Source organism: Streptomyces sp. NPDC006798 (assembly GCF_040635975.1).
Classification (GTDB): domain Bacteria; phylum Actinomycetota; class Actinomycetes; order Streptomycetales; family Streptomycetaceae; genus Streptomyces.
The window spans coordinates 20,052-44,023 of record NZ_JBEYIS010000021.1 but is presented as its reverse complement, the minus strand read 5'-3'; the positions used below and the strand labels follow the sequence as shown (position 1 = coordinate 44,023).

Here is a 23,972-nt window from a genome sequence, read left to right as displayed (position 1 = left end):
ACTGACACTCATGAGACGGGACGGGAGTCGGCCCACATCGACTCGAATTCCTCGCGGTAGGTCTGGAAGAGGCCGTGCTCGCCGGGGTCGGCCGGGTCGCCGGGCTGTCCGGGGCGGACCACGGACCGCCGTCCGCCGCCGCGCAGGACGAGGACGGGTGCCTCGATGCCGCGCGCCTTGCGGAGGTAGGTCTGGACGACGGCGACCCCGTCGGGCCCGTCGCCGTCGACGAGGTAGGCGGTGAAGCGGGGGGTCTCGTCGAAGACCTGGATCTCGAAGGCGCCGGGGTCGCGGAGCCGGGAGCGGACCCGCCGCATATGGAGGATGTTCATCTCCACGGTGCGGCTGAGTTCGCCCTTGCGGAGGCCGAGTTCGCGTTCGCGGCGTTTGACGGCGCTGCTGGCGGGGTTGAGGAAGGCCAGCCGGACCCGGGCCCCGCCTTCGGCGAGCCGGACGAGTCTGCGGCCGGAGAAGTTCTGGACCAGGAGGTTGAGTCCGATGCCGATGGCGTCGAGCCGCCGGGCTCCGCCGAAGAGGTCCTCGGCGGGGAGCTGGCGCTGGAGTCTGACCCGGTCGGGGTGGACGGAGACCACGTCCGCGTACCGGTCGCCGACGAGGTCTTCGACGGCGTCGACGGGGAGCCGGTCCGCCGAGCGGGAGCCGGTTCCGCTGCCGAGTATGTCCAGCAGCCGGGCGGAGGCCCGTTCCGCCTGGGCGAGTACGGCCTCGTTGAGCGCCCGGTTGCGGGAGACGACGTTTCGCGCGACCTCCAGCTCGTCCAGGGCCAGTTCGACGTCGCGCCGGTCGTCGAGGTAGGGCTCGAAGCAGGGCCAGTGCTGGACCATCAGCTCCCGCAGCTGCGGGAGGGTGAGGAAGGAGAGGACGTTGTCGTCGGCGGGGTCGAGGAGATAGCCCTTGCGGCGGGAGACCTCCCGGACGGCGACGGCCCGCTGGACCCATTCCTGCCCGGCCGGGCCCGCCGCCGCGACCACCCAGTCGTCGCCGTGTACGGGTTCGTACACCGGACGGAGTACGGCGGCGACGACCGCGCGCAGCCGCTGCTCGACCAGATTGAGCCAGATGTACGCCCGGCCCGCGCGCTGGGCCCGGGTCCGGACCTCGATCCAGGATTCGGCGTCCCAGTCGAGTTCGGCGCCGATCTCCAGCGGTCTGGCGAGGGACACCGCCCCCGGCGGGACGTCGGCCGAATCCCCCTCGTGACCGCCGTCACCGGGGGGTAGCTCCAGCCCTCCCGCACTCACCCGCGTCCCCTTCCCGTCCCCCACCAAAGATCAACGCAGACTACTCCGGGAGCGGGACGAGGTGCAGCCGGATCGTCGGGCCGCTTTACCAACTGCCGCCCCGATCCGGCGTGTTCCGGCCGTCGACGGGGGGTGGAGTGAGCGGTTTCATAGCGGATCGGCCGCCGTGGAGCCTTTGGTCCGCGCCGGATCCGCCCCGGCGGGCGCCGTCGGGTCTCCGGTGGTGTACCGCCGTCGCCGCGTGGCGGATCCGCCCGGGGCCGGGGCGCGGCGCCGGAGCCGTACGGCGGTACGGGCGTACCGCGCGGGTCCTGCCCGGCCCGGGACCGGCACCGGGCGCACCGGCCCGTACGGCTCCGGCCGCTCATGGCCGCCGTGCGCGCCGGGCCGGGTCCGGGCGCGCGCGGCGGTCGCCCGGCGCCCCTCGACGGCAACCCGCCCCCGCCGTTCCGCCGTCCGGGTGACGGTCGTTCTCGCGTTGTTGACGCGGCGTCGTCCGGCCGGGCGCGCCGGGGGTGGTCACGGTACGTTCGAGCGGGATCCGGGCGCCCTTTCCCCCACCCACCCGGATCGGAAGGGGCGGAGTTCCTCCATGCAGGTCTGGCCGGGGCAGGCGTATCCCCTCGGTGCCTCGTTCGACGGCGCCGGCACCAATTTCGCGGTCTTCTCCGAGGCGGCGCGGCGGATCGAGCTGTGTCTGCTGGCCGACGACGGAACGGAGGAGCGGGTCGAACTGCGGGAGGCGGACGCGTTCGTCCGGCACGCCTATCTGCCGGGGGTGATGCCGGGGCAGCGGTACGGCTTCCGGGTCCACGGCCCCTACGCGCCCGAGCAGGGGCAGCGGTGCAACGCGTCGAAGCTGCTGGTCGATCCGTATGCCCGGGCCCTGAGCGGCGGGGTGACCTGGGGCGAGCCGGTCTACGGATATCACTTCGGCCGCCCCGAGTCGCGGAACGACCTGGACTCGGCGGGGCACACCCCGGCGTCCGTGGTGGTGAATCCGTACTTCGACTGGGGGGACGACCGGCCTCCCCGGACGGAGTACCACCGGACGGTGATCTACGAGGCCCATGTGAAGGGCCTGACGATGCTCCATCCGGAGCTGCCGCCGGAGCTGCGCGGCACCTATGCGGGGCTGGCCCATCCGGCGGTGATCTCGCACCTCACCGAGCTGGGCGTGACGACGCTGGAACTGATGCCGGTCCATCAGTTCGTGCACGACCACCGGCTGGTGGACGCGGGGCTGCGCAACTACTGGGGCTACAACACGATCGGCTTCTTCGCCCCCCACAACGCCTATGCCTCCTGGGGGGAGCGGGGCGAGCAGGTACTGGAGTTCAAGCACGCGGTCCGGGCGCTGCACCGGGCGGGGATCGAGGTGATCCTCGACGTGGTCTACAACCACACGGCCGAGGGGAACCATCTGGGCCCGACGCTCTCCTTCCGGGGGCTGGACAACGCCTCGTACTACCGGCTGGCGGAGGACCGCCGCCACTACACGGACACCACCGGTACCGGCAACTCCCTGCTGATGCGGTCCCCGCACGTACTTCAGCTGATCATGGATTCGCTGCGGTACTGGGTGACGGAGATGCATGTCGACGGCTTCCGGTTCGATCTGGCGGCCACCCTGGCCCGGCAGTTCCACGAGGTGGACCGGCTGTCGTCGTTCTTCGATCTGGTGCAGCAGGATCCGGTGGTGAGCCAGGTGAAGCTGATCGCCGAGCCGTGGGATGTCGGCGAGGGCGGCTACCAGGTGGGGAACTTCCCCCCGCTGTGGACGGAGTGGAACGGCAAGTACCGGGACACGGTCCGGGATCTGTGGCGCGGCGAGCCGAGGACGCTGGCCGAGTTCGCGTCCCGGCTGACCGGCTCGTCGGACCTCTACCAGTGCGACGGCCGCCGCCCGCTGGCCTCGATCAACTTCGTCACCTGCCACGACGGCTTCACCCTGCGGGATCTGGTGTCGTACGAGACCAAGCACAACGAGGCCAACGGGGAGGGGAACCGCGACGGGGAGAGCCACAACCGGTCGTGGAACTGCGGGGCGGAGGGCGAGACGGACGATCCGGCGGTCCTGGAGCTGCGGGACCGTCAGACCCGGAATCTGATCGCCACCCTGATGCTGTCGCAGGGGGTGCCGATGCTGAGCCACGGCGACGAGTTCGGCCGCACCCAGCACGGCAACAACAACGCCTACTGCCAGGACAACGAACTGTCCTGGGTGCGCTGGCCCAAGCCGGGCGAGGTGACGGCGCCCGGCGAGCAGTCGCCGCTCGACTTCGTCCGGACCATGGTGTGGCTGCGGCGGGACCATCCGGTCTTCCGGCGCCGCCGGTTCTTCCGGGGCCTCCCGCTCGACGCCGAGGGCCCCGGCGGGCCGCCCGGGGCGCTCACCGACATCGCCTGGTTCACGCCGGAGGGGGATCCGATGACCCAGCGGGACTGGCAGGCGGCCCGGCCCGGGGCGCTGACGGTCTTCCTCAACGGGGACGCGATCTCGGAGCCGGGGCCGCGCGGTGAGCGGATCGCCGACGACTCGTTTCTGCTGATGTTCAACGCGGGCCCGAGGGATCTCGGCTTCACCGTCCCGGCCCGGCACGGCCGCGACTGGCGGGTGGTCGTGGACACCGCCCGGCCCGAGGGTGTGCCGCCGGGCGGCGGGGCGAAGGTGTCGGCGGGGGCCCGGCTGCGGCTTCCGTGCCACAGTCTGACGGTACTGCGCCGCCCGGCCTGACCCCCGGCCCTCACGAGCGGGCGGCCCGTCCGGCCCGGCCCGGCCTCCGGCGGCTCGGCCGGGGAAGGCCCCCGGACGGGCGATCGGGCGGATCCCGCGGTGTTCCCCCGTCCGGCCCAGCGCCGGTCCGGACCGGACGGGGCCGGTGACAGGAACGTCCGCGCGACGGGTACGTACGCCGGTATGAGCACCTCCCCCGTCCCTGCGCCCGGCCCCGTACCCGCCGTCCCCGGCGCCACCTACCGGCTCCAGCTCCAGCCCGCCTTCCCGTTCGCCCGGGCCGCCGCCGTGGTGCCGTATCTCGCCGGGCTCGGGGTGACCCATCTCCATCTGTCCCCGGTCCTGGAGGCGGTCCCCGGCTCGACCCACGGCTACGACGTCACGGATCCCACCCGGGTCCGCGAGGAGCTGGGCGGCGAGGCCGGGCTGCGGGAACTGGCCGATACGGCACGGGCGCACGGCATGGGCCTGGTCGTGGACATCGTGCCCAATCACATGGCGCTGGCCCCGGAGCACGGCCCGGCGATCCGGGACGTACTGCGCAACGGTCCCGAGTCGCCGTACGCCCGCTGGTTCGCGATCGACTGGGAGGCGGGCGGCGGCCGGGTACTGCTGCCGGTCCTGGCCGGTCCGTTCGGTACGGAGCTGGAACGGCTGCGGATCGGCGGGGACGCCCTGGAGTACGGGGAGCGGCGCTTCCCCCTGCGGCCGGGCACCGTCCCCGAAGGGCCGGACGTCGATCTCGTCGCCGTGCTGGACGCCCAGTGGTACCGGCTGGGCTGGTGGCGGCTGGCCAGGACCGAGCTGACGTACCGCCGGTTCTTCACCGTCACCGATCTGATCGGGGTCCGGGTCGAGGACCCCGAGGTCTTCGACGCCACCCACGCCAAGATCCTGGAGCTGGTCAGGGACGGGGTGGTGTCGGGGCTGCGGGTCGACCATCCGGACGGGCTCGCCGACCCCGAGGGCTATCTGCGGCGGCTCGCGGAGGCGACGGGCGGGGCGTGCTGGACGGTGGTGGAGAAGATCCTCACCGGTGACGAGCGGCTGCCGCACTCCTGGCCGGTGGCCGGGACGACCGGCTACGACACGCTGTACCGGATCGACGGGCTCTTCACCGACCCGGCGGGCGCGGCGGAGCTGTCCGGCCTGTACCGGGAGTTCACCGGGGTCCCGCCGGATCTGGGCGGCCGGTGGGAACCGACCCGGCTGCGCGCCGCGTACCGCATGGTGACGTACGAGCTGGCCGCCGAGACCGCCGCCCTGACCCGGCTCGCGGCCCGGATCTGCGCCGGGGACCCCGGACTGCGGGACCACGCGCCGTGGGCGCTGGCGGCGGCGATCCGCGAACTGCTGGTCCGGCTGCCGGTCTACCGTCCCTACCGAGGCGACGACGGCGGCGACCGGGTGCTCACCCTGGCCGCCGCGGCTGCCGCGAAGGGCGTCTTCCCGGTGGCGGCGGAGTCCACGGCGGTGGACGCGGTACGGGAGCTGGCCCTGGGGCGGCGCGGCGAAGGCCCGGACCACGAGGAGTTCCGGGCCCGGTTCGCGCAGACCGCGTCGGCGGTCCGGGCCAAGTCCGTGGAGGACACCGCGTACTACCGCTACACACCGCTGCTGAGCGCGAACGAGGTCGGCGGGGATCCGGCGCGCCCGGCGGTCTCCCCGGCCGAGTTCCACGCCCACGCGGAGCGGATCGCCCGGGAACTGCCCGCCACCGGAACGGTGCTGACCACGCACGACACCAAACGGAGCGCCGACGTCCGGGCCGCGATCGCGGTCCTGGCCCAGTGCCCTGAGCGGTGGGCGGCCTTCCTCCGGGAGGTCACCGACGAGACCGCCGGGCGGGCGGACGGCGGCCGGGCGCCGGATCCGCATACGGCGTGGACGGCCTGGCAGACGGCGGTCGGCTTCGGCTTCCCCTACGGGGACCGGCTGGCGGCGGCCCTGCTGAAGGGCGCGCGGGAGGCGGGCGTACGGACGGGCTGGTCCGAGCCGGACGAGACGTACGAGCGGGCCCTCGCGGCGTTCGTGGCGGCGGGTCCGGCGGGTCCCGGGCTCCACGCGGTGGCCCGGTTCGCCCGCCAGCTGGAGCCGTACGTCCGGGCGGAGGCGCTGGGCGCGGCGCTGCTCCACCTGACGATGCCGGGCGTGCCGGACCTCTACCAGGGCACGGAACGGGAGTACCGGGCGCTGGTCGACCCGGACAACCGGGCGCCCTTCGAGGAGGGTCCGGCGACGGATCGTACGGCGCTGACCCGGGCGGCGCTGCGGCTGCGCCGGGAGCGGCCGGAGGTCTTCGGCCCGGCGGGGACGTACGTACCGCTGGCGGTGTCGGGCCCGGCGGCCGGCCACTGCGTGGCGTACTGCCGGACGGGTGAGGTCGTCGCGGCCGTCACCCGGCTGGCGCTGCGGCTCGCGGAGGCGGGCGGCTGGCGCGGTACGCGGGTCGGACTGCCGGCGGGCTCGTGGTCGGACGTGCTGTCGGGCCGTACGGTACGGGGCGGCGAGGTCGCGGCGGCGGAGCTGTTCCTGGACGGCCCGGTGGCGCTGCTGATCCGGGCGGGGACGGCGGAGGGGCCGTGAACGGGAGGCGAAGGGCGCGGCGTCCGGAAGGCGGAGCGGCCGGGCGGCGGGGCCGCGGCTGCCGGGTCAGCGTTTGGTGAGCCGGAAGGCGATCTGGCCGAAGGAGACCACGTCCCCGTCGTGTACGGCCACCGAGCCGGTGACCCGCAGCCCGTTCACGGTCGTCCCGTTCATCGAACCGAGGTCGCGCAGAAACCAGCCGGGCCCGTGCGGAATCAGCTCGGCGTGCAGCCGGGAGACGCTCTCATGGGTCAGCCGCAGCCCGTTGCCCGGATCGCGGCCTATCCGCAGCGGACGCGGCCCCGGCTCGGGGAGCAGCAGCGGGGGCAGCTTCTCGGCGGCCCAGGCCCGGCGCAGCCGGACCAGGAACGCGGAGACCCCGCTCACCGAACGGACCACCCGCCCGGATATCCCGTCGTCGGAGCGGAGATCGGCCGTGAGGACCTTCAACTCCTCCGGGCTGCGGGCGGCGAGGGCGAGCTCCATCCGGCGGACGAAGGTGTCGTGCGAGATCCGGCCCGCCGCGGCGCCTTCCCTGAGCACGTCCACGGCCAGATCCCGTTCGGCGTCGGACGGCCGCAGCGGAACGGGCTGTCCGGGGAGCCCGGGTGGCGGGGACGGCAGGGAGGAGGTCACCCGGTAATTGTCGGCCCGGGGGCGGCGGAGTGTCCAGAAAGCCAACCGCGCGATCGCCGCCGCACCCGGCCTGACCTGCGTGGAGGCTACAATTCCGGCACAGCTTCGGCACAGTCGGCGCGATGGTGTTTCCTCACGGCCGGTACGGCGGCTCCCCGGCTCCGATTCCGGCTCCGTGAGCAGGTCGTCCGGAGCGCCCGGCGGACACCGGGTCGGTCGGTCAGACGGCCTGCCCCCGGCGCCGTGCGGCACGATGGCGGCGGTAGTAGGAGACGGTGACGGCCGCCGTCAGCGGACCCCAGAGGATCAGCGGCTGGTAGAGAATGCCGACGACCAGGTGCCCGGTGGACGTCATGTCCTCGTTCGGATACGTCCACCACCAGGGCACGTTGGCCCACAACAGGGTCAGGACCACCGAGCCGATGGCGGCGGGGACGACGGCAGCCATGGGACGAACCCTTCGCCCGCCGATCAGCGGTATCCAACGCGGGACGACCTCGCCCCACGGCCGCACCAGTCCGATCGTCAGGAAGGCGACGAGTTCGCTGAGCACGCTGAGCGCCAGCATCCACATCTTGGCCCCGAGCGTCTCGAAGGACTCGAAGCCCGCATCCGTGTGACCGCTGGGGTATCCGAACACCATGGCGATCCGCCACAGCCCGCTGGGCAGGACCACCAACGTGGTCAGATGCGCGGCCCGGACCGCCCAGCGGGGCGGCGGTGCCAGTGCGGATACGGCGGCGGAGGAGGGGGGAAGGCTCATACGAGTCATCCTCAGCCGCCCCCGGGCGCTCTTCGTCAGCCTGCGGGGCGTACTTGCCCGGGCCGCCGGTACGAGCCCCGGGCGGCCCGACCGGCCGGGCGGCGGAGGCACGGTCATCCTCCGAGCGGATGTGCCCGGCCGGCCGGCACCCCGATCGCGCGGGGGCCGACCGCCCGGCAGCGGGTCCGTCTCCGCCCGGAAACCCCTGGACGTCCGCCGGACCGTCCGGATAACGTGGCCACGACGCCGCTGAACGAACCGGAAGGAGGCGAGTGCCGTGCAGTTCCACCACCATTCGCGCTCCCTCCCTGTCCGCCGGGCGTTCGTCGACTGATCCCCGGGAGCGCGGAGCAGCCATCCGCATTTCTTTCCGGAGGAACACCTCTTATGACCGAGACGGTCATCCGCGCGCTCTCCGAGAGCGACGCCCATCTCTTCCACACCCTGCCCGACCCGCTGGGTATCGGCCGGGCTCTCTCCCATGTCACCCACCGCCCCGCATGGCAGCGGGTCGCCCTGCGCGACGGCCGGGTCGTCGCCCGGGCCGCCTGGTGGGGTGGCGAGAACGACTCCTCCCCCGTCAACGTCAACTGGTTCGACGTCGCCGAAGGCGAGGAGGAGGCGGGCGCCGAACTGCTGCGCACCGCGCCGTACCAGGTGGACTACGAACTGCTGCTGCCGCCCGGCTGGCGGGACGACGCCGGACTCAGGGCGGCGGGCGAGGCCCGGATCCGGGCGGCGCGGGCCGCCGGGATGCGGATCCTCGTGGAGCGCTTCCGCTACCGCTGGACCCCCGAGAACGGCCTCCCCGAGCGCCGGGCCCGGCTGGTGTACCGACCCGAACCGGACGACGAGGTGATCCTGGACATCCTGCGCCGGGTCCACTCGACCACCCTCGACGCCCATGCCCTGCGCGCGATCGAACAGGGCGGCATCGACCAGGCGGCCCGTGAGGAGCTGGAGTTCTTCCACTGGTGCCCGTCGCCGCGCGAGTGGTGGCGGGTCGCCGAGACACCCGAGGGCGAGTTGGTGGGCCTGCACATCCCGGCCCATGTCCCGGCCGGTCCCTGCGTCGATTTCATCGGTGTCGTCCCCGAGGCCCGGGGCCACGGCTACGCCTACGACCTGCTCACCGAGTGCCTGCATTTCCTGGTGGAACACGGCGCGGAATCGGTGCTCGGGGCGACGGACCAGTCCAATGTCCCGATGGCCAAGCACTTCGCCCGGGCGGGCTTCCCGGTGATCCAGGAGCGGATCGACTTCGTGCACGGGGCGTGAGCCCGGCCCGGTGGCGGGCCCCTCACCGGGTCCGCCACCGGCGGTCGGGACGGGTGGCCGAGGCCGAAAATCATGTCTCATGACATGCTGTTGGCTGATTGATGGGACGGAACGAACCGACTAACGGGGGTTGGTGGGTCGTGGGTTACACGATTCCCGAGGGTGTCGACACCATGCTCGACATCGTGGGTGTGGGCTGGCCGAATGTGGACGAGGACGCCTATCGCGATATGGCGACGGCGTTGCGGGAGTTCGCGGCGGACGCGGACGAGGACGCGGGTTCGGCGCACGGTCATGTGCAGCGGTTGTTGTCGACGGGGTCGAGTGAGTCGCTGACGGCGCTGGACCGGCACTGGAAGAAGGTCCAGGGCAAGAACAAGGACCTGGCGGGGGCGGCGCGGATCATCGCGACGGCTTTGGACCGGGTGGCGGACATCATCGTGGCGCGGAAGATCGCGGCGGTGGCGGAGCTGGCCGACCTGGCGGCGACGGTGGGAATCGCGCTGGCCGCCGCGCCGTTCACCGCCGGGCTGACGGCGCTGCTGGCGGGCGGGAAGATCGCGGCGACCCGGATCGCGTTCAAGGCGATCATGAAGGAGATGGCGGAGGCGGCGGTCGCGGAGATCACCGCGATCCTGATGCAGCCCGCTGTACAGGCGCTGGAGTCGATCGTCACGGATCTGGTGATCCAGACCGCGATGAACATCACCGGCGACCAGGACGGCATCAACACCGCGCAGACGGTGCAGGCGGGCAGGGACGGTCTCCAGCTCAACTCCGCCGGCGGGGGCCCGGGTGGGGGTCCGCAGATCGACCACGACGCGCACGGCAGTACGGGCGGGAAGCTGGCCAACGTCCAGGTCACAATGGAGACCCGGGCGAAGACCAAGATCCAGAACGCGAAGAACCACCACGGCCGGGCCAAGGGCAAGGACTCCCTCACGGCGGTCCTCGACACCGCCATCGAAGGCGTGGTGGAGAAACTGGTCAAGGGCCACGGCCACCTCGGCAAGCACGTCGGCAAGGAGATCCCCGACGCCATCGGCCAGGGCTCCAAGATCCACCGAGGCAAGGACCAGGAAGCCCGCGACAACGTCAGGAAGGTCACCAAGGTCGACGGCGCCGACCCGGGCGGCGGCCGGGGCTCCTCCGGAGGGGGAGGCGGCGGTGGAGGCGGGGGCAACGGCGGGAACGGCGGCGGCTCCCACCCCAACGGCCGCCCGCTGGACCCCCAGCCGAACTGGCACGGCGAGAGCGCCGGAAAGATGAAGCACCACCGCCGCGACGCCCTCGACGTCAACGGCCTCACCCCGGAACAGCAGCGGGCGGCCCTCGAACGGGAGACCCTGCAACTGGCCAACGACGCCAAGAACCAGGAGCCCGGTCGGCACGACTCGGTGGGCAAGGACCGTATCCTCAAAGCCTGCGCCGGAGGTCTGCTGCACGAGGGGACGCTGACGACCCACACCAGTTCCTCGAAGAAGCACGGGCAGACGGCTCTCACCAATCACCCGGTACTCCAGGGCATCCTGGACAAGGTGAAGGCCGATATCGAGTCGAAGGGCGACCGGCCGGGCGGCGGTCACGGGAAGTGTGCCGAGATGTCCCTCGTCTCCGACCGGCTGAAACACATCGAGCAGCGGGACGGAGTCACCATCAGCACCCCGGAGGACGTTCGCCGGGCCATGGACGGCTCCCTCGTCTACTCGCTGCAGATCGGTGAGCAGGAGGACCCCACGGGGTTCAAGACACACGGTGAGTACAAACCTCCGTGCAGGTCCTGCACGGAAGTCCTCCCCCTGATCGGCGTCAAGGCACACAAGTAGAGCGAGAGCGACGAATGCCCATTCTGAAGACAGTCGAAGAGGTCGATGCCTGGCTCACCGGGGCGGGCTGGCATCCGGGCCGCGACGTCGGCGACCAGGCGGTCGCCGAGGCCGTCACCAAGGTGGTGGACCAGTACCGGGCCCAGGGCCTCGAACTCACTCCCTCGGCGCCCGCCCTCGCTTTCCTCCGCGAATATCTGGACCTCAAGGCGCTCATCGGAACGGAGCCCGAGGAATTCGCCGTCTTCACCCCCTGGCTCACCAACGCGGGCGACGCCGAGGAACTCGCGGAGCTGGCCGGTCACCTCGGGACGGAACTCTTCCCGGTCGCCCTGGACACCTTCGACGGCGCCGTGGTGCTCGTCGACCCGTCGGACCGGTTCTTCTATATGCACTGGAGCGGAAACTACTACCTGGGGCAGGGGAAGTACGGCGGCATCATCGGCTGGCAGAGCGCGGATTACGAGGACGCCGAGGACTACTACGTCTGATCGGGCCGGCCGACACAGAGGTCATCGATGCCCCTCCGGAAGACGGCCGACGAGGTGAACGCCTGGCTGTCGGCCCACGGCCGGCGGCCGGGCCGGGAGGACGACCCCGGGAACCGGGCCCGGGCCGACCGGCTGATCGAGGTACGCGTCCGCCGCTCCGCCGCCGAGGGGTTCCCCCTGCTTCCCTGGGGCGAGGTACGCCGTTTCGTCGCGTCCTACGTCGGCCTGGAGTTCCCGATGCCGCTGGCGCCGGAGCGCAGATTCCGGGCCGACCCCACCTTCGGGTACACGGGGGACGCCGAGTCGATCACCGAACTCGCGGAGAGCCTGGGCCGCCGTCTCTTCCCCGTCGGCTGGGAGACCGCCGAGAACGGGATCGTCCTGCTGGACGACACGGGCCGATTCTTCTATCTCCACCACACCGGCCCCTACTTCCTCGGCGCCGACGAACCCGGGGCACTCGCCGCCCTGATGACCGGCTATCAGGAGGACGCCGAGGACTACTACATCTGACCCCGGCAGGCCTCCTGGGCCGGCCCCTCGGATCGGGGGCGATGTCAGTGGGGTGTTCTAGCGTGTTCGGTGTGAATCTTCGAGCGCTTGATCCCGAACTGCGTCTCCTCTTCCCGCCCGGGGAGGCCGAACACCGGCAGTTGTCCGTGGAGCTGCCCGCCGGGCGGGTCGTACGGGCCGATGAGCGGGAGGACGGGCCGCCCGTGCTCTGGCTCGGGGACGGGGCGACGAACGCCCGGGAGTACGCCCGGTTCCGGTCCGATCACGGCCGGTCGGGACTCTATCCGCTGCTGCTGGACGCGCTCGATCCGGAGGACGAGGAGTTCCGGCCGTGGGCGGGCGGGGAGCTGTTCCCGCCGCAGGAGCCCGTCGGCGAGCGGGATCCCGAGGCCGTACTCGCCCAGTGGTGGGGGGATCAGACCGAGGTGACCGACGGGGACGGCGAGGACGAACGGTTCTCGGAGGTCTTCGCGCCGTTCGGGGCCGGCTGGCCGGGGCGCGCGCCCGCCGGGGCGGTGGACGGGGATCCCGGGCTGCTCGCCGACGCGCTCGCGCGGGAGCTGCTCGCCATGTCGCCGTGGCTGCGGCTGGGTCTGGTCGCCGCGCCGTCGGCCGCCGCCGCGCTCACCGTCGCGGGGTGGTCGGGGCCGGTCAATATGAGCGGGGACATCGCCGCCTTCTCCTCCGTGCTCGGCGACTGGGAGTCCCGGTTCGGCGCCCGGCTGGTGTCGGTCGGCTTCGCCACTCTGCGGCTGAGCGTCGCCGCGCCGCCGCTCGGGCGGGAGGCCGCGCTGGCGGTCGCCGCCGAGCACTTCGCCTTCTGCCCCGACAACATATGGCAGGGCGCGGGCACCATCGAGGCGTACGCGGACGCGATCGACGGCGCGCGCGAGTGGTACTTCTGGTGGGACTGACCGCCGGGGTTTGACCTCAACGGCGGTACGGACCGCCCGGCCGGGGCCCGGTCTTGCCAGGATGGGCGGAAGGAGGCCGGGAGCCGACGACGGACGGGGTGTGCCGGTGCTGTTCGAGGTGTGGGCGCCGACGGCGCGCGAGCGGGTCACGCTGCGGCTCGGCGAAGGGACCGCTGACGATGACGACGGCCCCGGCCGCGACGGCGCCCGGGCCGTCGAGCTGGCCCGGGATCCGGACCGTACCGGCTGGTGGACGGCGGAGGCCGGGGCCGGTGACGGCACCCGGTACGCCTTCGCGATCGACGGCGGGCCGGCGCTGCCCGACCCCCGTGCCCGCAGACTCCCCGACGGGCCCGGCGGACCGGCGGCCGTGGTCCTCCCCGACACCCATGTCTGGCGGCACGACTGGCCGGGCCGGGGGCTGCCCGGCGCGGTGCTGTACGAGCTGCATATCGGCACCTACACCCCCGAGGGCACCCTCGACGCCGCCGCCGCGCACCTGGGAGAGCTGGCGGAGCTGGGGATCAGCCATGTGGAGCTGATGCCGCTCTGCCCGTTCCCGGGGACGCACGGCTGGGGGTACGACGGCGTGGCCCCGTGGGCCGTACACGAGCCGTACGGCGGCCCGGCGGCGCTGAAGCGGTTCACGGACGCCGCCCACGGGCACGGGCTCGGGGTGGTGCTGGACGTGGTCCACAACCACTTCGGCCCCTCGGGGAACGTCCTGCCCGCCTTCGGCCCGTATCTGACGGAGGCCCGGCGCACCCCGTGGGGCGCGGCCGTCAACCTCGACGGACCCGGTTCGGACGAGGTGCGGGCCTTCCTGCTGGAGAGCGCGTCGATGTGGCTGCGGGAGTACCGGCTGGACGGGCTGCGGCTCGACGCGGTGCACGCCCTCGCCGACGACCGGGCGCTGACCTTTCTGGAGGAGCTGTCGGCCGCGGTGGACCGGCTCGCGGACGAGCTGCGCCGGCCGCTCTTCCTGATCGCCGAGTCCGACCGGAACGACCCCCGGACCACGACGCCGCGCGCGGCGGGCGGCCTCGGTGTGCACGCCCAGTGGAACGACGACTTCCATCACGCGCTGCACACCCTGCTGACGGGCGAGTCCCACGGCTACTACCAGGATTTCGCCGGTTTCCCGGACGGCGGTCCCCGGGGCGCGCTGGCGCGGTCGCTGACCCGGGTCTGGTTCCACGACGGTACGTACTCCTCGTTCCGGGGCCGGACGCACGGCCGTCCGGTGGATCCGGCGACCACGCCCGCCGGGCGGTTCGTCGGCTTCGCCCAGTCCCATGACCAGATCGGCAACCGGGCGGCGGGTGACCGGCTCTCCGCCCTGCTCTCCCCCGGGCTGCTGGCCTGCGCCGCGGCCCTGGTACTGACCGGCCCTTTCACCCCGATGCTCTTCATGGGCGAGGAGTGGGGCGCGGGCACGCCGTGGCAGTACTTCACCGACCACACCGACCCGGCGGTCGCGGACCTGGTGCGGGCGGGGCGGCGGGAGGAGTTCGCGGCGCACGGCTGGGATCCGGCGGCCGTACCCGATCCGCAGGATCCGGAGACCCGGCGCCGGTCGTGCCTGGACCGGTCCGAGCGGGCCCGTGAACCGCATGCCCGGCTGCTGTCCTGGTACCGGGAGCTGATCGCGCTCCGCCGGGAGCAGCCCGATCTGACGGATCCGGATCTGGCGTCGGTGGGGCTGGCGTACTCCGCGGACGGGGGCGACGGCGGTGACGGCGGCGGCAGATTCGCCGTACGCCGCGGGGAGCTGCGGATCCTGTTCAACCCGACGGGGTCACCGGCCCGGTTCGCGGTCGGTACCGGGGCCCGGGTGCTGGCGGCGTGGGATCCGCCGGACGGGCCGGGCCGGCCGGACTCGGCCGGGGTGCTGACGCTGGGTCCGGAGTCGTGTGCGGTGGTCCTCGCCCCCTGACGACGAGCGCCCCGCGCGTGAGGTGCCGGGCCGGGCCCGGCCTATGCGTCGTCGTCGCCGACGAGGCGTTCCAGCAGCTCCTGGAACTCCTCCCCCACCACGATCCGCAGCCCTTCGCCGTCCTCGTCGTGGGCGCTGAGCTGGGTGAGGGTGCCGTCGCGCCACCAGTAGACGTACGGCGAGATGGCCCCGGGCGTGTCCGCGAAACCCGAGGCCGCGAACGACGTCATGGCGTTGAGCGCCGGAATCAGTCCGGCGTCGCGGATGACGTGGAAGGCGAGCTGGTGCCGGAACGGGAAGGCGACCAGCGCGCCGTCGGGTGTCAGGGTCTCCCCGGTCACCTCGCGGACGACGCTCTCCAGGGTCAGTACCCGGCTGGCGGTGTAGAAGGAGTCCCCGATCACCACCTCGAACCGGAGGCCGTCGCCGCCCTTGACGGTCTCATGGCCCTCCAGTGGCAGTCCGCGCAGGTTGTAGAGGGCCTGCTGGCGGAGGTAGGGCAGGTCGCCGAGGGGTTCGAGGGCGTCGTCGGTGAGCATCATGACGCTCTCCGGCAGATCGAGGGCGATGATCTCGTAGAGTCCGGGCGCGATCCGGCGGGCGTAGCCGAAGTTCTCCGGGTCGAAGCCCTCGGCGCCCAGGACCCGGGGGTAGAGCTGGGCCCTGATCTGTTCGGTGGAGAGGGTGTCGAGGGCGGAGGGCGCGTCCATGGTCCGCAGCACCATCCCGACATGCCGCCGGACGAGTTCCGGCCAGGCCCGGGGGCCACGGTCGTCGTTGTGGAGTACGGCGGCGAGATTGGCCAGTCCGAACTGGCGTCCGGCACTGTCGGTGACGACGTCCGCGTAGACGGTCACCTCCAGGCCCAGCTCCGCGAACGCCTCCCGGACCTGGGAGCGGAACCGGGTGCCCTCACCGGCGGAGAGGTACGAGAACTCGGGGTCCCTCGGCGCGTCGCTGCGGTCGCGCTTCGACCCCCGCCGGAACAACCCCACGTCAACCGCCTCCCACTCGACCCACCCGACTAGGGCACCGAGACTACCCACCCCGGTCGCCCGTACCGGCAAAGATCCGTTCAACAGATCGACACACCGGTCCCGGCCGGCTCCCCGGCCGGGGTCAGGACAGGGATACGACCAGGTCGGCACGGGTCCGGCCGCGCGCCACGAGCAGCGCGTTGGGCTGATCGGAGTCGCGCACCCAGCGCCGGGCCGCGCCGGGTTCCCGGCCGTGGGCGACATGCCGGGCGACGAGCCGCCGCAGCCGGACGTCCTCGGCGGTCTCCACGTACCAGATCTCGTCCAGCAGGGGCCGGACCCGGCGCCACGGTCCGTCGTCGTGCAGCAGATAGTTGCCCTCGGTGACGACGAGGGGGACATCGGGAGGTACGGGCACGGCCCCGGCGACCGGCTCCTCCAGGGCCCGGTCGAAGGCGGGCGCGTACACGGTGACCCCGGGTTCGGCGGCCCGCAGCCGGGTCAGCAGGGCGAGATAGCCCTCGGCGTCGAAGGTGTCGGGGGCGCCCTTGCGGTGGTCGCGGCCCAGTCGCCGCAGCTCGGCCTGGGCGAGGTGGAAGCCGTCCATGGGGACGAGGACGGCGGTCCGGCCCTCGCCGAGGGCGGCCACGAGCCGGGCGGCGAGGGTCGACTTCCCGGCGCCGGGCGCCCCGGCGATACCCAGGATCCGCCGCCGGCCGGGCACGGCGAGCGCGCGGGCGCGGTCGGTCAGGGACGCGAGCGGGGCGACGTCGGGACCGGTCGGGGACATGACCGCATTCTCCCACCGGGGGTGTTCGGGTGACGCACCCCGGCGGGGGCCGCCGCGCCTTGGCCCTCCGGGGCGCCGCCCCGGCCAACCGGGCCGCGCCCGGCGGCTGATTCTTGTTCGCGGTCTGCCGGCCTTCCGTGGCTGGTCGCGCAGTTCCCCGCGCCCCCGGGTTGCCCTCCTCATCGTCCTCGCGCAGAGGCGGGTCCCCTCTTCCAGGAGCGGCGCTCGGAAGAGCTTTTAGGGGCGTGCGGAACTGCGCGAGCAACCCACCACGGGCCGCGGACCGCGAACAACATCAAGACGTCGGGCGAGCCCGGGTAGCGGGCGGCGCCCAGGAGGGCCAAGGCGCCGGGGCCCGAAGACAAAGGCGGCGCGCGGCGCCCCGCGCGGTCAGGCCTCAGGGTCCGCCGGGGTCAGGCGGAGGGAGATGCTGTTGATGCAGTAGCGCTGGTCCGTCGGCGTCGGATACCCCTCACCTTCGAACACATGACCGAGATGCGATCCGCACCTGGCGCACCTCACCTCCGTGCGGACCATGCCGTGCGAGCGGTCCGAGAGCAGTTCGACCGCGTCGGAGTCCTTGGGGTCGTAGAACGACGGCCAGCCGCAGTGGGAGGCGAACTTGGTGTCGGAGCGGAACAGCTCCGCCCCGCAGGCGCGACAGGAGTACACACCCTCGGTGGCGGTGTCGGTGTACTCGCCGGTGAAGGCGGGCTCGGTGCCCGCCTGCCGCAGGACCTGGTATTCGGCGGGGCTCAGCTCCGCGCGCCACTGCTCGTCCGGCTTCTCGATCTCGTACGCCACGGGAACCGCCTCCTCAGCTGGTCGGACGGGTCCGGCCGGAGAGCCGGTCCAGGATCACGGGGCCGAGGTCGGTGACGTCCCCGGCGCCCATGGTGAGAACGAGATCACCGGGGCGGGCCATTCCCGCGATCGCGCCGGCCACGGTCTCCCGGTCGTGGACGGGGGTGACGTCGGCGCCCGCCGCGCGGGCCGCGTCGACGATCAGGGCGCTGGTGATACCGGGGATCGGGTCCTCCCGCGCCGGGTAGATGTCCAGGACGACGGAGGCGTCGGCCAGGGCGAGCGCCTCGCCCATCTCCTTGCCCAGCTCGCGGGTGCGGGAGAAGAGGTGCGGCTGGAAGACGACGAGCAGCCGGGAGTCGGCCGCGGCGCCCCGCATGGCCGCCAGGTCGGCGGTCATCTCGGTGGGGTGGTGGGCGTACGAGTCGATCACCCGCACCCCGTCGGCCTCGCCCTTGAGCTGGAGCCTGCGGCCGACGCCGGTGTACTTGCCGAGGGCGGAGGCCAGGTTGTGCGCCGGGATGCCGAGGGCGACGCCGGCGGCGAGCGCGGCGACCGCGTTGTGCGCGTAGTGGCTGCCGGGCACCGAGACGGTGAAGGTGAGGAACCGGCCGTCGAGGAGGACGGTGACCTCACTGGTCAGTCCGCGCGGGGTGATCTTGTGCACCCGGACGTCGGCCGTCTCGGACTCGCCGTAGCTGACCACGTTCAGCCCGTCCCGGCCGCGGACCCGTTCGGTCAGCTCCACCGCGCCGGACTGGTCGGCGGAGATCACCAGGGTGCCGCCGGGGACGATCCGGCCGGTGAAGGTGTCGAAGGATTCGTGGATCTCGGCCATGGAGGCGTAGTTCGCGTGGTGGTCCAGCTCCACATTGAGGACGATCGCGACCTCGGGGGCGTACTTGTGGAAGCTGCGGTCGCTCTCGTCGGCCTCGGCGACGAAGATCTCGCCCTCGCCGTGCCGGGCGTTGGTGCCCGGTCCGGCCAGATCGCCGCCGATCGCGTACGAGGGGTCGAGGCCCAGCTCGGAGAGGGCGACGGCCAGCATGGACGTGGTGGTGGTCTTGCCGTGCGTACCGGCGACGGCGATCGGGCGGAGCCCGTCCATCAGGGACGCCAGCGCGTCCGAACGGTGGACCACCGGTACCGACAGCCCGGCGGCGCGCAGCAGCTCGGGGTTGTCGGCGCGGATGGCGCTGGAGACCACGACACAGCTGGCGTCGTCGGCCAGATGGGTCGCGGCGTGTCCAATGTGGACGGTGGCACCGAGGGCACGCAGGGCATCCGCCGTGTCCGACTCCTTGGCGTCGCTGCCCGCCACCTTCGCGCCGCGGCGGGCGAGGATCTTCGCGATGCCGGACATCCCGGCACCGCCGATGCCGATGAAGTGGGGCCGTTCCATGGCGGTGGGGATGGCGGATGCCATGCGTGTCTCTGCCTTCCGGTTCGGGTCTTCGGCCGGTCGCTCTCCGGCCTGGGACCACCCTATTCGCTGTGGGCGAAGAGCTTGAGCACCGGTACGCCGACCTTGTGGCGGGCCCGGGAGGCCCAGTCCCGGTGGAAGAACTCCTCCACGTAGTGCGGGGCGGTCAGCACGATGACCTCGTCGGCGTTGGAGTCGTCGACCACGGCCCTCAGCATGTCGAGGGGGTGGTCCTCGACGACCTGGCCCACGGCCTCGGACCCGGCCGCCCGCAGGGCGCGCAGGGAGTGCTCCAGGGCCAGCTCGGCGGGGGCGACGGCGGCCTCGCCCTCAAGTACGTCGCCCTCGCGCACGGCGTCCTTCAGTTCACCGAGGGCCACGTCGTCGATCGCCCGCAGCAGTACATCGGCCTGGGCACCGCGGGGCTGCATCAGCACGACGAACGAGACGGCCTCGTCCCCATGGAGGGTTGTCACAAATTCCACATCGACGGACGTCAGGGGCTTCTCGATCATCAGTACGCTTGTGAACACGTTCAAGGGCCCTTCTGCGGAAACCATCCTTCCCCGTGACCGCACGGGGTCTGCGAGAGTAAGTCTGCCCAGCCGAAGCTAACCGGAACGGGAAATTCCGCTGATTGTCAGATGCGACGGTAGCGGGTGAACAGGAACCCCGCCTCCTCCAGCACGGACACCAGTGCGAACCGTTCGGGAACGGTCACCCCGGGGCCGTTGGTGATCCGCTGGGAGTCGCCCGCGGTCAGTACGGGAGCCACCGACAGACACAGTTCGTCCAGGACACCGGCGGCCACGAACCCGCCCAGCAGCCTGGGGCCGCCCTCGGTGAGCTGCCGGGCCAGACCCCGGTCCGCCAGCGCCGCCACCGCCAGCGCCGGGTCCGCCCCGGGTCCGTCACCCGCGACCACGACCTCGGCGCCCGCCCGCTCGGCGGCCCTCACCCGCTCCGGCGCCGCCCCGGCGCCGGTCAGGATCAGCGTCGGCACCAGCGGCTCCGTGAAGAGGGGCGCCGTGAAATCGAGGTCGAGCGAGGCGCTGACCACCGCGATCGCCGGGGCGGGCGCCTGTCCGGCCGCGGCCCGGCGGGCCGCGAACGCCTCCCGCGCCCTGGCGGGCCGGTACCCCTCGCGGCGTACCGTCTCGGCCCCCGCGATCACCACATCGCTCAGCGCCCGCAGCACGCCGAAGATCCGCATATCGGCCGCTCCTGAGAGCGGCTGCGACGCTCCCCCGTGCTGGGCCGCGCCGTCCAGCGACGACACCATGTTCGCCCGCAGCCACCGGCCGGGCGCCCCGCCGGTCCCACTGGCCCCACCGGTCCCACCGGGGGCTACGGCTCCGGCGGCCCGGCCGGACCCCGCGGAATCAGCGGCTCCGGCGGCCGGGCCGGACCCGGCACCCGCCGCGATCACGGTCGGATACGCATAGAGATCGGCCAGTTCGTCCAGCGACCACTCCCGGTCGCCGTCGGGTGTCTGATCGGTCACAGGGAGCAGGCTTCGCATGCCGTGCAGTCTCGCACGGCGCTTACAGTGGTGAACTGTGCCGACCCCTGCCACCAGCCCCATAGCCGCCGGCCAGCCTTCGCTGGCCGCGCGCCGCCCCTCCGTCTCCGTCGAGCTGTTGGTGGACGCGCTGGAGCCGCCGTGGCGCTTCGACACGGTCCGCTTCGATACGTACATCCCGGACCCGAACCACCCCAGCCAGGCCGAGGCCGTCACCCGGCTGGCCGCCTTCGCCGCCGGGGTCGGCCGGAGAGCCGCGGACGGCAAGGGGCCTCGGCGCTGGTTCGCCCGTAAGCCCGCCGCGCCCACCGGCCCGCTCGGTGTCTATCTCGACGGCGGCTACGGCGTCGGCAAGACCCATCTGCTGGCCTCGGTATGGCACGCGGCGCCCGTCCCGAGCCACCGTAAGGCGTTCTGCACCTTCGTGGAGCTGACGAACCTGGTCGGCGCGCTGGGGTTCCAGGAGACGGTCCGGGTACTCGGCGACTACCGGCTGCTCTGTATCGACGAATTCGAACTCGACGACCCGGGTGACACCGTCCTCGTCTCGTCGCTGCTGTCGAAGCTGGTGACGGCCGGGGTGTCGCTGGCCGCCACCTCCAACACGCTGCCGGGGAAGCTGGGCGAGGGCCGGTTCGCCTCCGCCGACTTCCTGCGGGAGATCCAGGGGCTCTCCGCGCACTTCCAGCCGCTGCGGATCGACGGCGAGGACTACCGCCACCGGGGGCTGCCCGAGGCTCCGCCGCCGTACGCCGACGAGGTCGTCACCAAGACCGCGCAGACCACGGCCGGTGCGACCCTGGACCACTTCCCCCATCTGCTGGGGCATCTCTCCCAGATCCATCCCAGCCGCTACGGGAGACTGATCGAGGGCGTCGAGCTGGTCTGTCTGACCGGGGTCGAGCCGGTGCCCGACCAGTCGACGGCGCTCCGGCTGGTCGTACTCGCCGACCGGCTCTACGACGCCGAGGTGCCCGTGGTGGCCTCCGGGGTCCCCTTCGACCAGTTGTTCGGCGACGAGATGCTCAACGGCGGCTACCGCAAGAAGTACTTCCGGGCGATCTCCCGGCTCACGGCGCTCGCCCGCGATGCCAAGGGGACCGGCGGCTGAGTCCGCCGGACGCCCCGGCCCGCCGGGTCCCGGCCGTGAGGCGGCGGCCCCGGAAGCCGGGCGTCCGCCCCCGAGCCGGTGTCCGGTGCGGGGCGGACGGTACCGAAGCGGCCGGATCACGACCCCGCCACGGCCCGGCCGGTTTTCCCGCGCACCGCCCCGACCAGTAGGTTCGAGGGCGCAACCAGTGCTCCATCAGAAGGGATTTCACACCATGGCCACGACTCGCACGGCGCACACGGTCTGGGAAGGCGATCTGCTGAAGGGCTCGGGCGAGGTCACGTTCGACTCGTCCGGTATCGGTACGCAGCCGGTCTCCTGGCCGTCCCGCGCCGAGCAGGCCAATGGCAAGACCAGCCCCGAGGAACTGATCGCCGCGGCCCACTCCAGCTGCTTCTCGATGGCGCTCTCGCACGGCCTGGCCGGAGCGGGCACCCCGCCCACCCGGCTGGAGACCAAGGCGGACGTCACCTTCCAGCCGGGTGAGGGCATCACCGGTATCCACCTCTCCGTCCGCGGCGAGGTCCCGGGGCTCGACGCGGACGGCTTCGCCGCCGCCGCCGAGAACGCCAAGAAGAACTGCCCGGTGAGCCAGGCCCTGACCGGCACCACCATCACCCTCACCGCCGAACTGGCCTGATCCCGGCGTCCGGGTAACGGCTGAAGATCACCCGGAGAACATCAAGTTTCAGACTTCACAGCCGTACCGGTGACCCGCACGGTTCACGCACCCACCAGGTGCGTGTTACATACGTGCGGGTCACCTTTTTGTGTCCCGGATCACTTCCACCGTGTCCTCCCCGCCCCTGACCACCGTCTTCACCCCCGTCCCCGCCCCGTCCGATCCCGCTTCAGCCTCGAACCGGCCCCGAACCGGCCCCGGCCGTACGGACCTCGGCCGGCTCAGCAGTCCCGTACGTCTCCGTACACTTCCGCGTCCCCGCGGATCTCCGTCAGTCGTTTTCCTGTCCGCCACAGGGAGTTGCCTCATGTCGGAAACCACACGCCGTGACGTTCTCGCCGGAACCGGCGCGCTGGGCGCGTCGATCGCCTTCGCCGGAGCGCTCACCGAACTCTTCGCCGGTACGGCCGCCGCCCACGGCCGGGCGGGCTACGGCCCGCTCGTCCCCGACCCGGCCGGACTCCTCGATCTGCCCGAGGGCTTCCGCTATACGGTGCTCTCCCGGGAGGGGCAGCCCATGCGCTCCGGGGAGGGGCCGGTGCCGAGCAGCCACGACGGCATGGCCGCCTTCGCCGGACGCGGCGGCCGGACGTATCTCGTCCGCAACCACGAGAACGACGCCAACGACCCGCTGCCCGTACCGACGGTGCCGGGGCTGACCTACGACCCGGCCGCCACCGGCGGCTGTACGGTCCTCGAACTCGACGACGACAACCGGGTGCTCTCCGAGCGGGTCGCGATCGCCGGTACCGCGGTGAACTGCGCGGGCGGTCCCACCCCCTGGAACACCTGGCTCACCTGCGAGGAGGACGAGAGCCGGGCCGGTGAGGGCGGCTACACCAAGGACCACGGCTTCGTCTTCGAGGTCGACGGCGCCGACCCGCACCGATCCGGTGCCGTACCGCTGACCGCGATGGGCCGGTTCGAGCACGAGGCCGTCGCGGTCGACCCCAGGACGGGGGTCGTCTACCAGACCGAGGACGCCAGACGTCCCTTCGGCCTCTTCTTCCGCTTCCTCCCCAACCGCCCCCTCGGTGGGCCGGGTTCCCTCCGCGCGGGCGGCAGGCTGGAGGCGATGCGGGTCCCCGGTCTCGCCGATCTGTCGGCGGCCACCGAGCCGGGCGAGTCGTTCGACCGGGTCGAGTGGGTGCCGGTGCCCGACAGCCAGGCCGTCACCACCTCCGTACGCTCCCAGGACTACGGCCCCGGCGGCATCACCAGGGCCCAGAAACTGGAGGGCGCCTGGTGGGGCGGCCGTTCGGTGTACTTCGTCTCCAGCTACGCCCGCAGCAGCCAGGGCTCGGCCGGTGACCACTTCGGCCAGGTGTGGAAGTACGAGCCGCACCGGCGGCGGCTCACCCTCGTGGTGATCTTCGGCCCGGGTCATGACATCCAGACCCCCGGCGAGTCCCCGGACAACATCTGTCTGGCCCCCGGCGGCAATCTGATGGTCTGCGAGGACGGCAAGGGCGCCCAGCACGTGTACGGGGTCTCGCGCCGGGGCGAGATCTACGAGATGGCCCGCAACCGGCAGAACATCGGCACGCCCGAACTCCCCGCGTGGGGCGAGTTCGCCGGGGTGGTCTTCTCGCCGGACCGCGAGACGATGTTCGTCAACTGCTATCGCCCGGGTACGACCTTCGCCGTCACCGGCCCCTGGCACGACTGACGCCTCCCGGACCCCGGGGACCCGGCCCGTCGGCGGGGCGGGTCCCCGAGGC

General features: G+C 72.5%; 20 protein-coding genes. 11 read left to right on the top strand and 9 right to left on the bottom strand.

From position 1 onward, the window contains the following. Positions 1-8: 8 nt before the first annotated feature. Positions 9-1,262, bottom strand: a complete 1,254-nt coding sequence (locus tag ABZ714_RS16570) for an SAV2148 family HEPN domain-containing protein (RefSeq protein ID WP_358825930.1) — start codon at positions 1,260-1,262, stop codon at positions 9-11. A 592-nt stretch (positions 1,263-1,854) separates the two neighbouring features. On the opposite strand from ABZ714_RS16570, the gene glgX reads away from it, so the two are divergent. Continuing rightward, complete coding sequence (glgX, locus tag ABZ714_RS16565) at positions 1,855-3,999, top strand: glycogen debranching protein GlgX (protein ID WP_358825929.1); 2,145 nt, start codon at positions 1,855-1,857, stop codon at positions 3,997-3,999. A 183-nt stretch (positions 4,000-4,182) separates the two neighbouring features. Continuing rightward, entirely contained in the window at positions 4,183-6,585 is a 2,403-nt protein-coding gene (treY, locus tag ABZ714_RS16560) for a malto-oligosyltrehalose synthase (protein WP_358825928.1), read from the top strand. A gap of 66 nt (positions 6,586-6,651) precedes the next feature. On the opposite strand, the gene ABZ714_RS16555 is transcribed toward treY, so the two are convergent. Both ABZ714_RS16555 and ABZ714_RS16550 read right to left on the bottom strand, forming a co-directional pair. Continuing rightward, the gene (locus ABZ714_RS16555) at positions 6,652-7,221 is read right to left on the bottom strand and encodes a DUF1707 and FHA domain-containing protein (protein WP_358825927.1); all 570 of its coding nucleotides are present in this window, start codon (positions 7,219-7,221) and stop codon (positions 6,652-6,654) included. A gap of 220 nt (positions 7,222-7,441) precedes the next feature. After that, positions 7,442-7,993: a hypothetical protein gene (locus ABZ714_RS16550; RefSeq protein ID WP_358825926.1), complete on the bottom strand. Its 552-nt coding sequence runs from the start codon at positions 7,991-7,993 to the stop codon at positions 7,442-7,444. A 378-nt stretch (positions 7,994-8,371) separates the two neighbouring features. Here ABZ714_RS16550 and ABZ714_RS16545 point away from each other — a divergent pair, with 378 nt between their 5' ends. From ABZ714_RS16545 to treZ, 6 genes are all read left to right on the top strand, one after another. Continuing rightward, complete coding sequence (locus ABZ714_RS16545; RefSeq protein ID WP_358825925.1) at positions 8,372-9,262, top strand: GNAT family N-acetyltransferase; 891 nt, start codon at positions 8,372-8,374, stop codon at positions 9,260-9,262. Positions 9,263-9,402: 140 nt separating this feature from the next. Beyond that, positions 9,403-11,088 carry a YwqJ-related putative deaminase gene (locus tag ABZ714_RS16540; RefSeq protein ID WP_358825924.1) on the top strand — a complete coding sequence of 562 codons (1,686 nt, stop codon included), beginning with the start codon at positions 9,403-9,405 and terminating at the stop codon, positions 11,086-11,088. A gap of 14 nt (positions 11,089-11,102) precedes the next feature. Continuing rightward, positions 11,103-11,579: an SUKH-3 domain-containing protein gene (locus tag ABZ714_RS16535; RefSeq protein ID WP_358825923.1), complete on the top strand. Its 477-nt coding sequence runs from the start codon at positions 11,103-11,105 to the stop codon at positions 11,577-11,579. Positions 11,580-11,606: 27 nt separating this feature from the next. Continuing rightward, a complete protein-coding gene (locus ABZ714_RS16530; protein ID WP_358825922.1) occupies positions 11,607-12,092 on the top strand; it encodes an SUKH-3 domain-containing protein in 486 nt (161 codons plus the stop codon). Between the two features lie 71 nt (positions 12,093-12,163). Next, positions 12,164-13,006, top strand: a complete 843-nt coding sequence (locus ABZ714_RS16525; RefSeq protein ID WP_358825921.1) for a DUF4253 domain-containing protein — start codon at positions 12,164-12,166, stop codon at positions 13,004-13,006. Positions 13,007-13,112: 106 nt separating this feature from the next. Continuing rightward, positions 13,113-14,942 carry a malto-oligosyltrehalose trehalohydrolase gene (gene treZ, locus ABZ714_RS16520; RefSeq protein ID WP_358825997.1) on the top strand — a complete coding sequence of 610 codons (1,830 nt, stop codon included), beginning with the start codon at positions 13,113-13,115 and terminating at the stop codon, positions 14,940-14,942. A gap of 41 nt (positions 14,943-14,983) precedes the next feature. Here the strand turns inward: treZ and ABZ714_RS16515 are convergent, their stop codons facing one another. The 6 genes from ABZ714_RS16515 to ABZ714_RS16490 all read right to left on the bottom strand — a co-directional run bounded on the left by ABZ714_RS16515 (position 14,984) and on the right by ABZ714_RS16490 (position 20,458). Then, the gene (locus ABZ714_RS16515; RefSeq protein ID WP_358825920.1) at positions 14,984-15,937 is read right to left on the bottom strand and encodes a hypothetical protein; all 954 of its coding nucleotides are present in this window, start codon (positions 15,935-15,937) and stop codon (positions 14,984-14,986) included. A 124-nt stretch (positions 15,938-16,061) separates the two neighbouring features. Continuing rightward, entirely contained in the window at positions 16,062-16,709 is a 648-nt protein-coding gene (locus ABZ714_RS16510) for a nucleoside/nucleotide kinase family protein (protein WP_358825919.1), read from the bottom strand. Positions 16,710-17,099: 390 nt separating this feature from the next. Continuing rightward, positions 17,100-17,513 (bottom strand): peptide-methionine (R)-S-oxide reductase MsrB, encoded by a 414-nt coding sequence (gene msrB, locus ABZ714_RS16505; RefSeq protein WP_358825918.1) that lies wholly within the window; start codon positions 17,511-17,513, stop codon positions 17,100-17,102. Positions 17,514-17,526: 13 nt separating this feature from the next. After that, positions 17,527-18,939 (bottom strand): UDP-N-acetylmuramate--L-alanine ligase, encoded by a 1,413-nt coding sequence (gene murC, locus ABZ714_RS16500; protein WP_358825917.1) that lies wholly within the window; start codon positions 18,937-18,939, stop codon positions 17,527-17,529. 59 nt (positions 18,940-18,998) lie between these two features. Continuing rightward, positions 18,999-19,469 (bottom strand): indole-3-glycerol phosphate synthase, encoded by a 471-nt coding sequence (locus ABZ714_RS16495; protein ID WP_358825996.1) that lies wholly within the window; start codon positions 19,467-19,469, stop codon positions 18,999-19,001. A gap of 107 nt (positions 19,470-19,576) precedes the next feature. Continuing rightward, the gene (locus ABZ714_RS16490; RefSeq protein ID WP_358825916.1) at positions 19,577-20,458 is read right to left on the bottom strand and encodes a pyrimidine reductase family protein; all 882 of its coding nucleotides are present in this window, start codon (positions 20,456-20,458) and stop codon (positions 19,577-19,579) included. A gap of 37 nt (positions 20,459-20,495) precedes the next feature. On the opposite strand from ABZ714_RS16490, the gene zapE reads away from it, so the two are divergent. The 3 genes from zapE to ABZ714_RS16475 all read left to right on the top strand — a co-directional run bounded on the left by zapE (position 20,496) and on the right by ABZ714_RS16475 (position 23,920). Beyond that, positions 20,496-21,569 (top strand): cell division protein ZapE, encoded by a 1,074-nt coding sequence (zapE, locus tag ABZ714_RS16485; protein ID WP_358825915.1) that lies wholly within the window; start codon positions 20,496-20,498, stop codon positions 21,567-21,569. 214 nt (positions 21,570-21,783) lie between these two features. Then, positions 21,784-22,209 (top strand): OsmC family protein, encoded by a 426-nt coding sequence (locus ABZ714_RS16480; protein ID WP_358825914.1) that lies wholly within the window; start codon positions 21,784-21,786, stop codon positions 22,207-22,209. 349 nt (positions 22,210-22,558) lie between these two features. Further along, entirely contained in the window at positions 22,559-23,920 is a 1,362-nt protein-coding gene (locus tag ABZ714_RS16475) for an alkaline phosphatase PhoX (RefSeq protein WP_358825913.1), read from the top strand. The last annotated feature ends 52 nt before the right edge of the window (positions 23,921-23,972 follow it).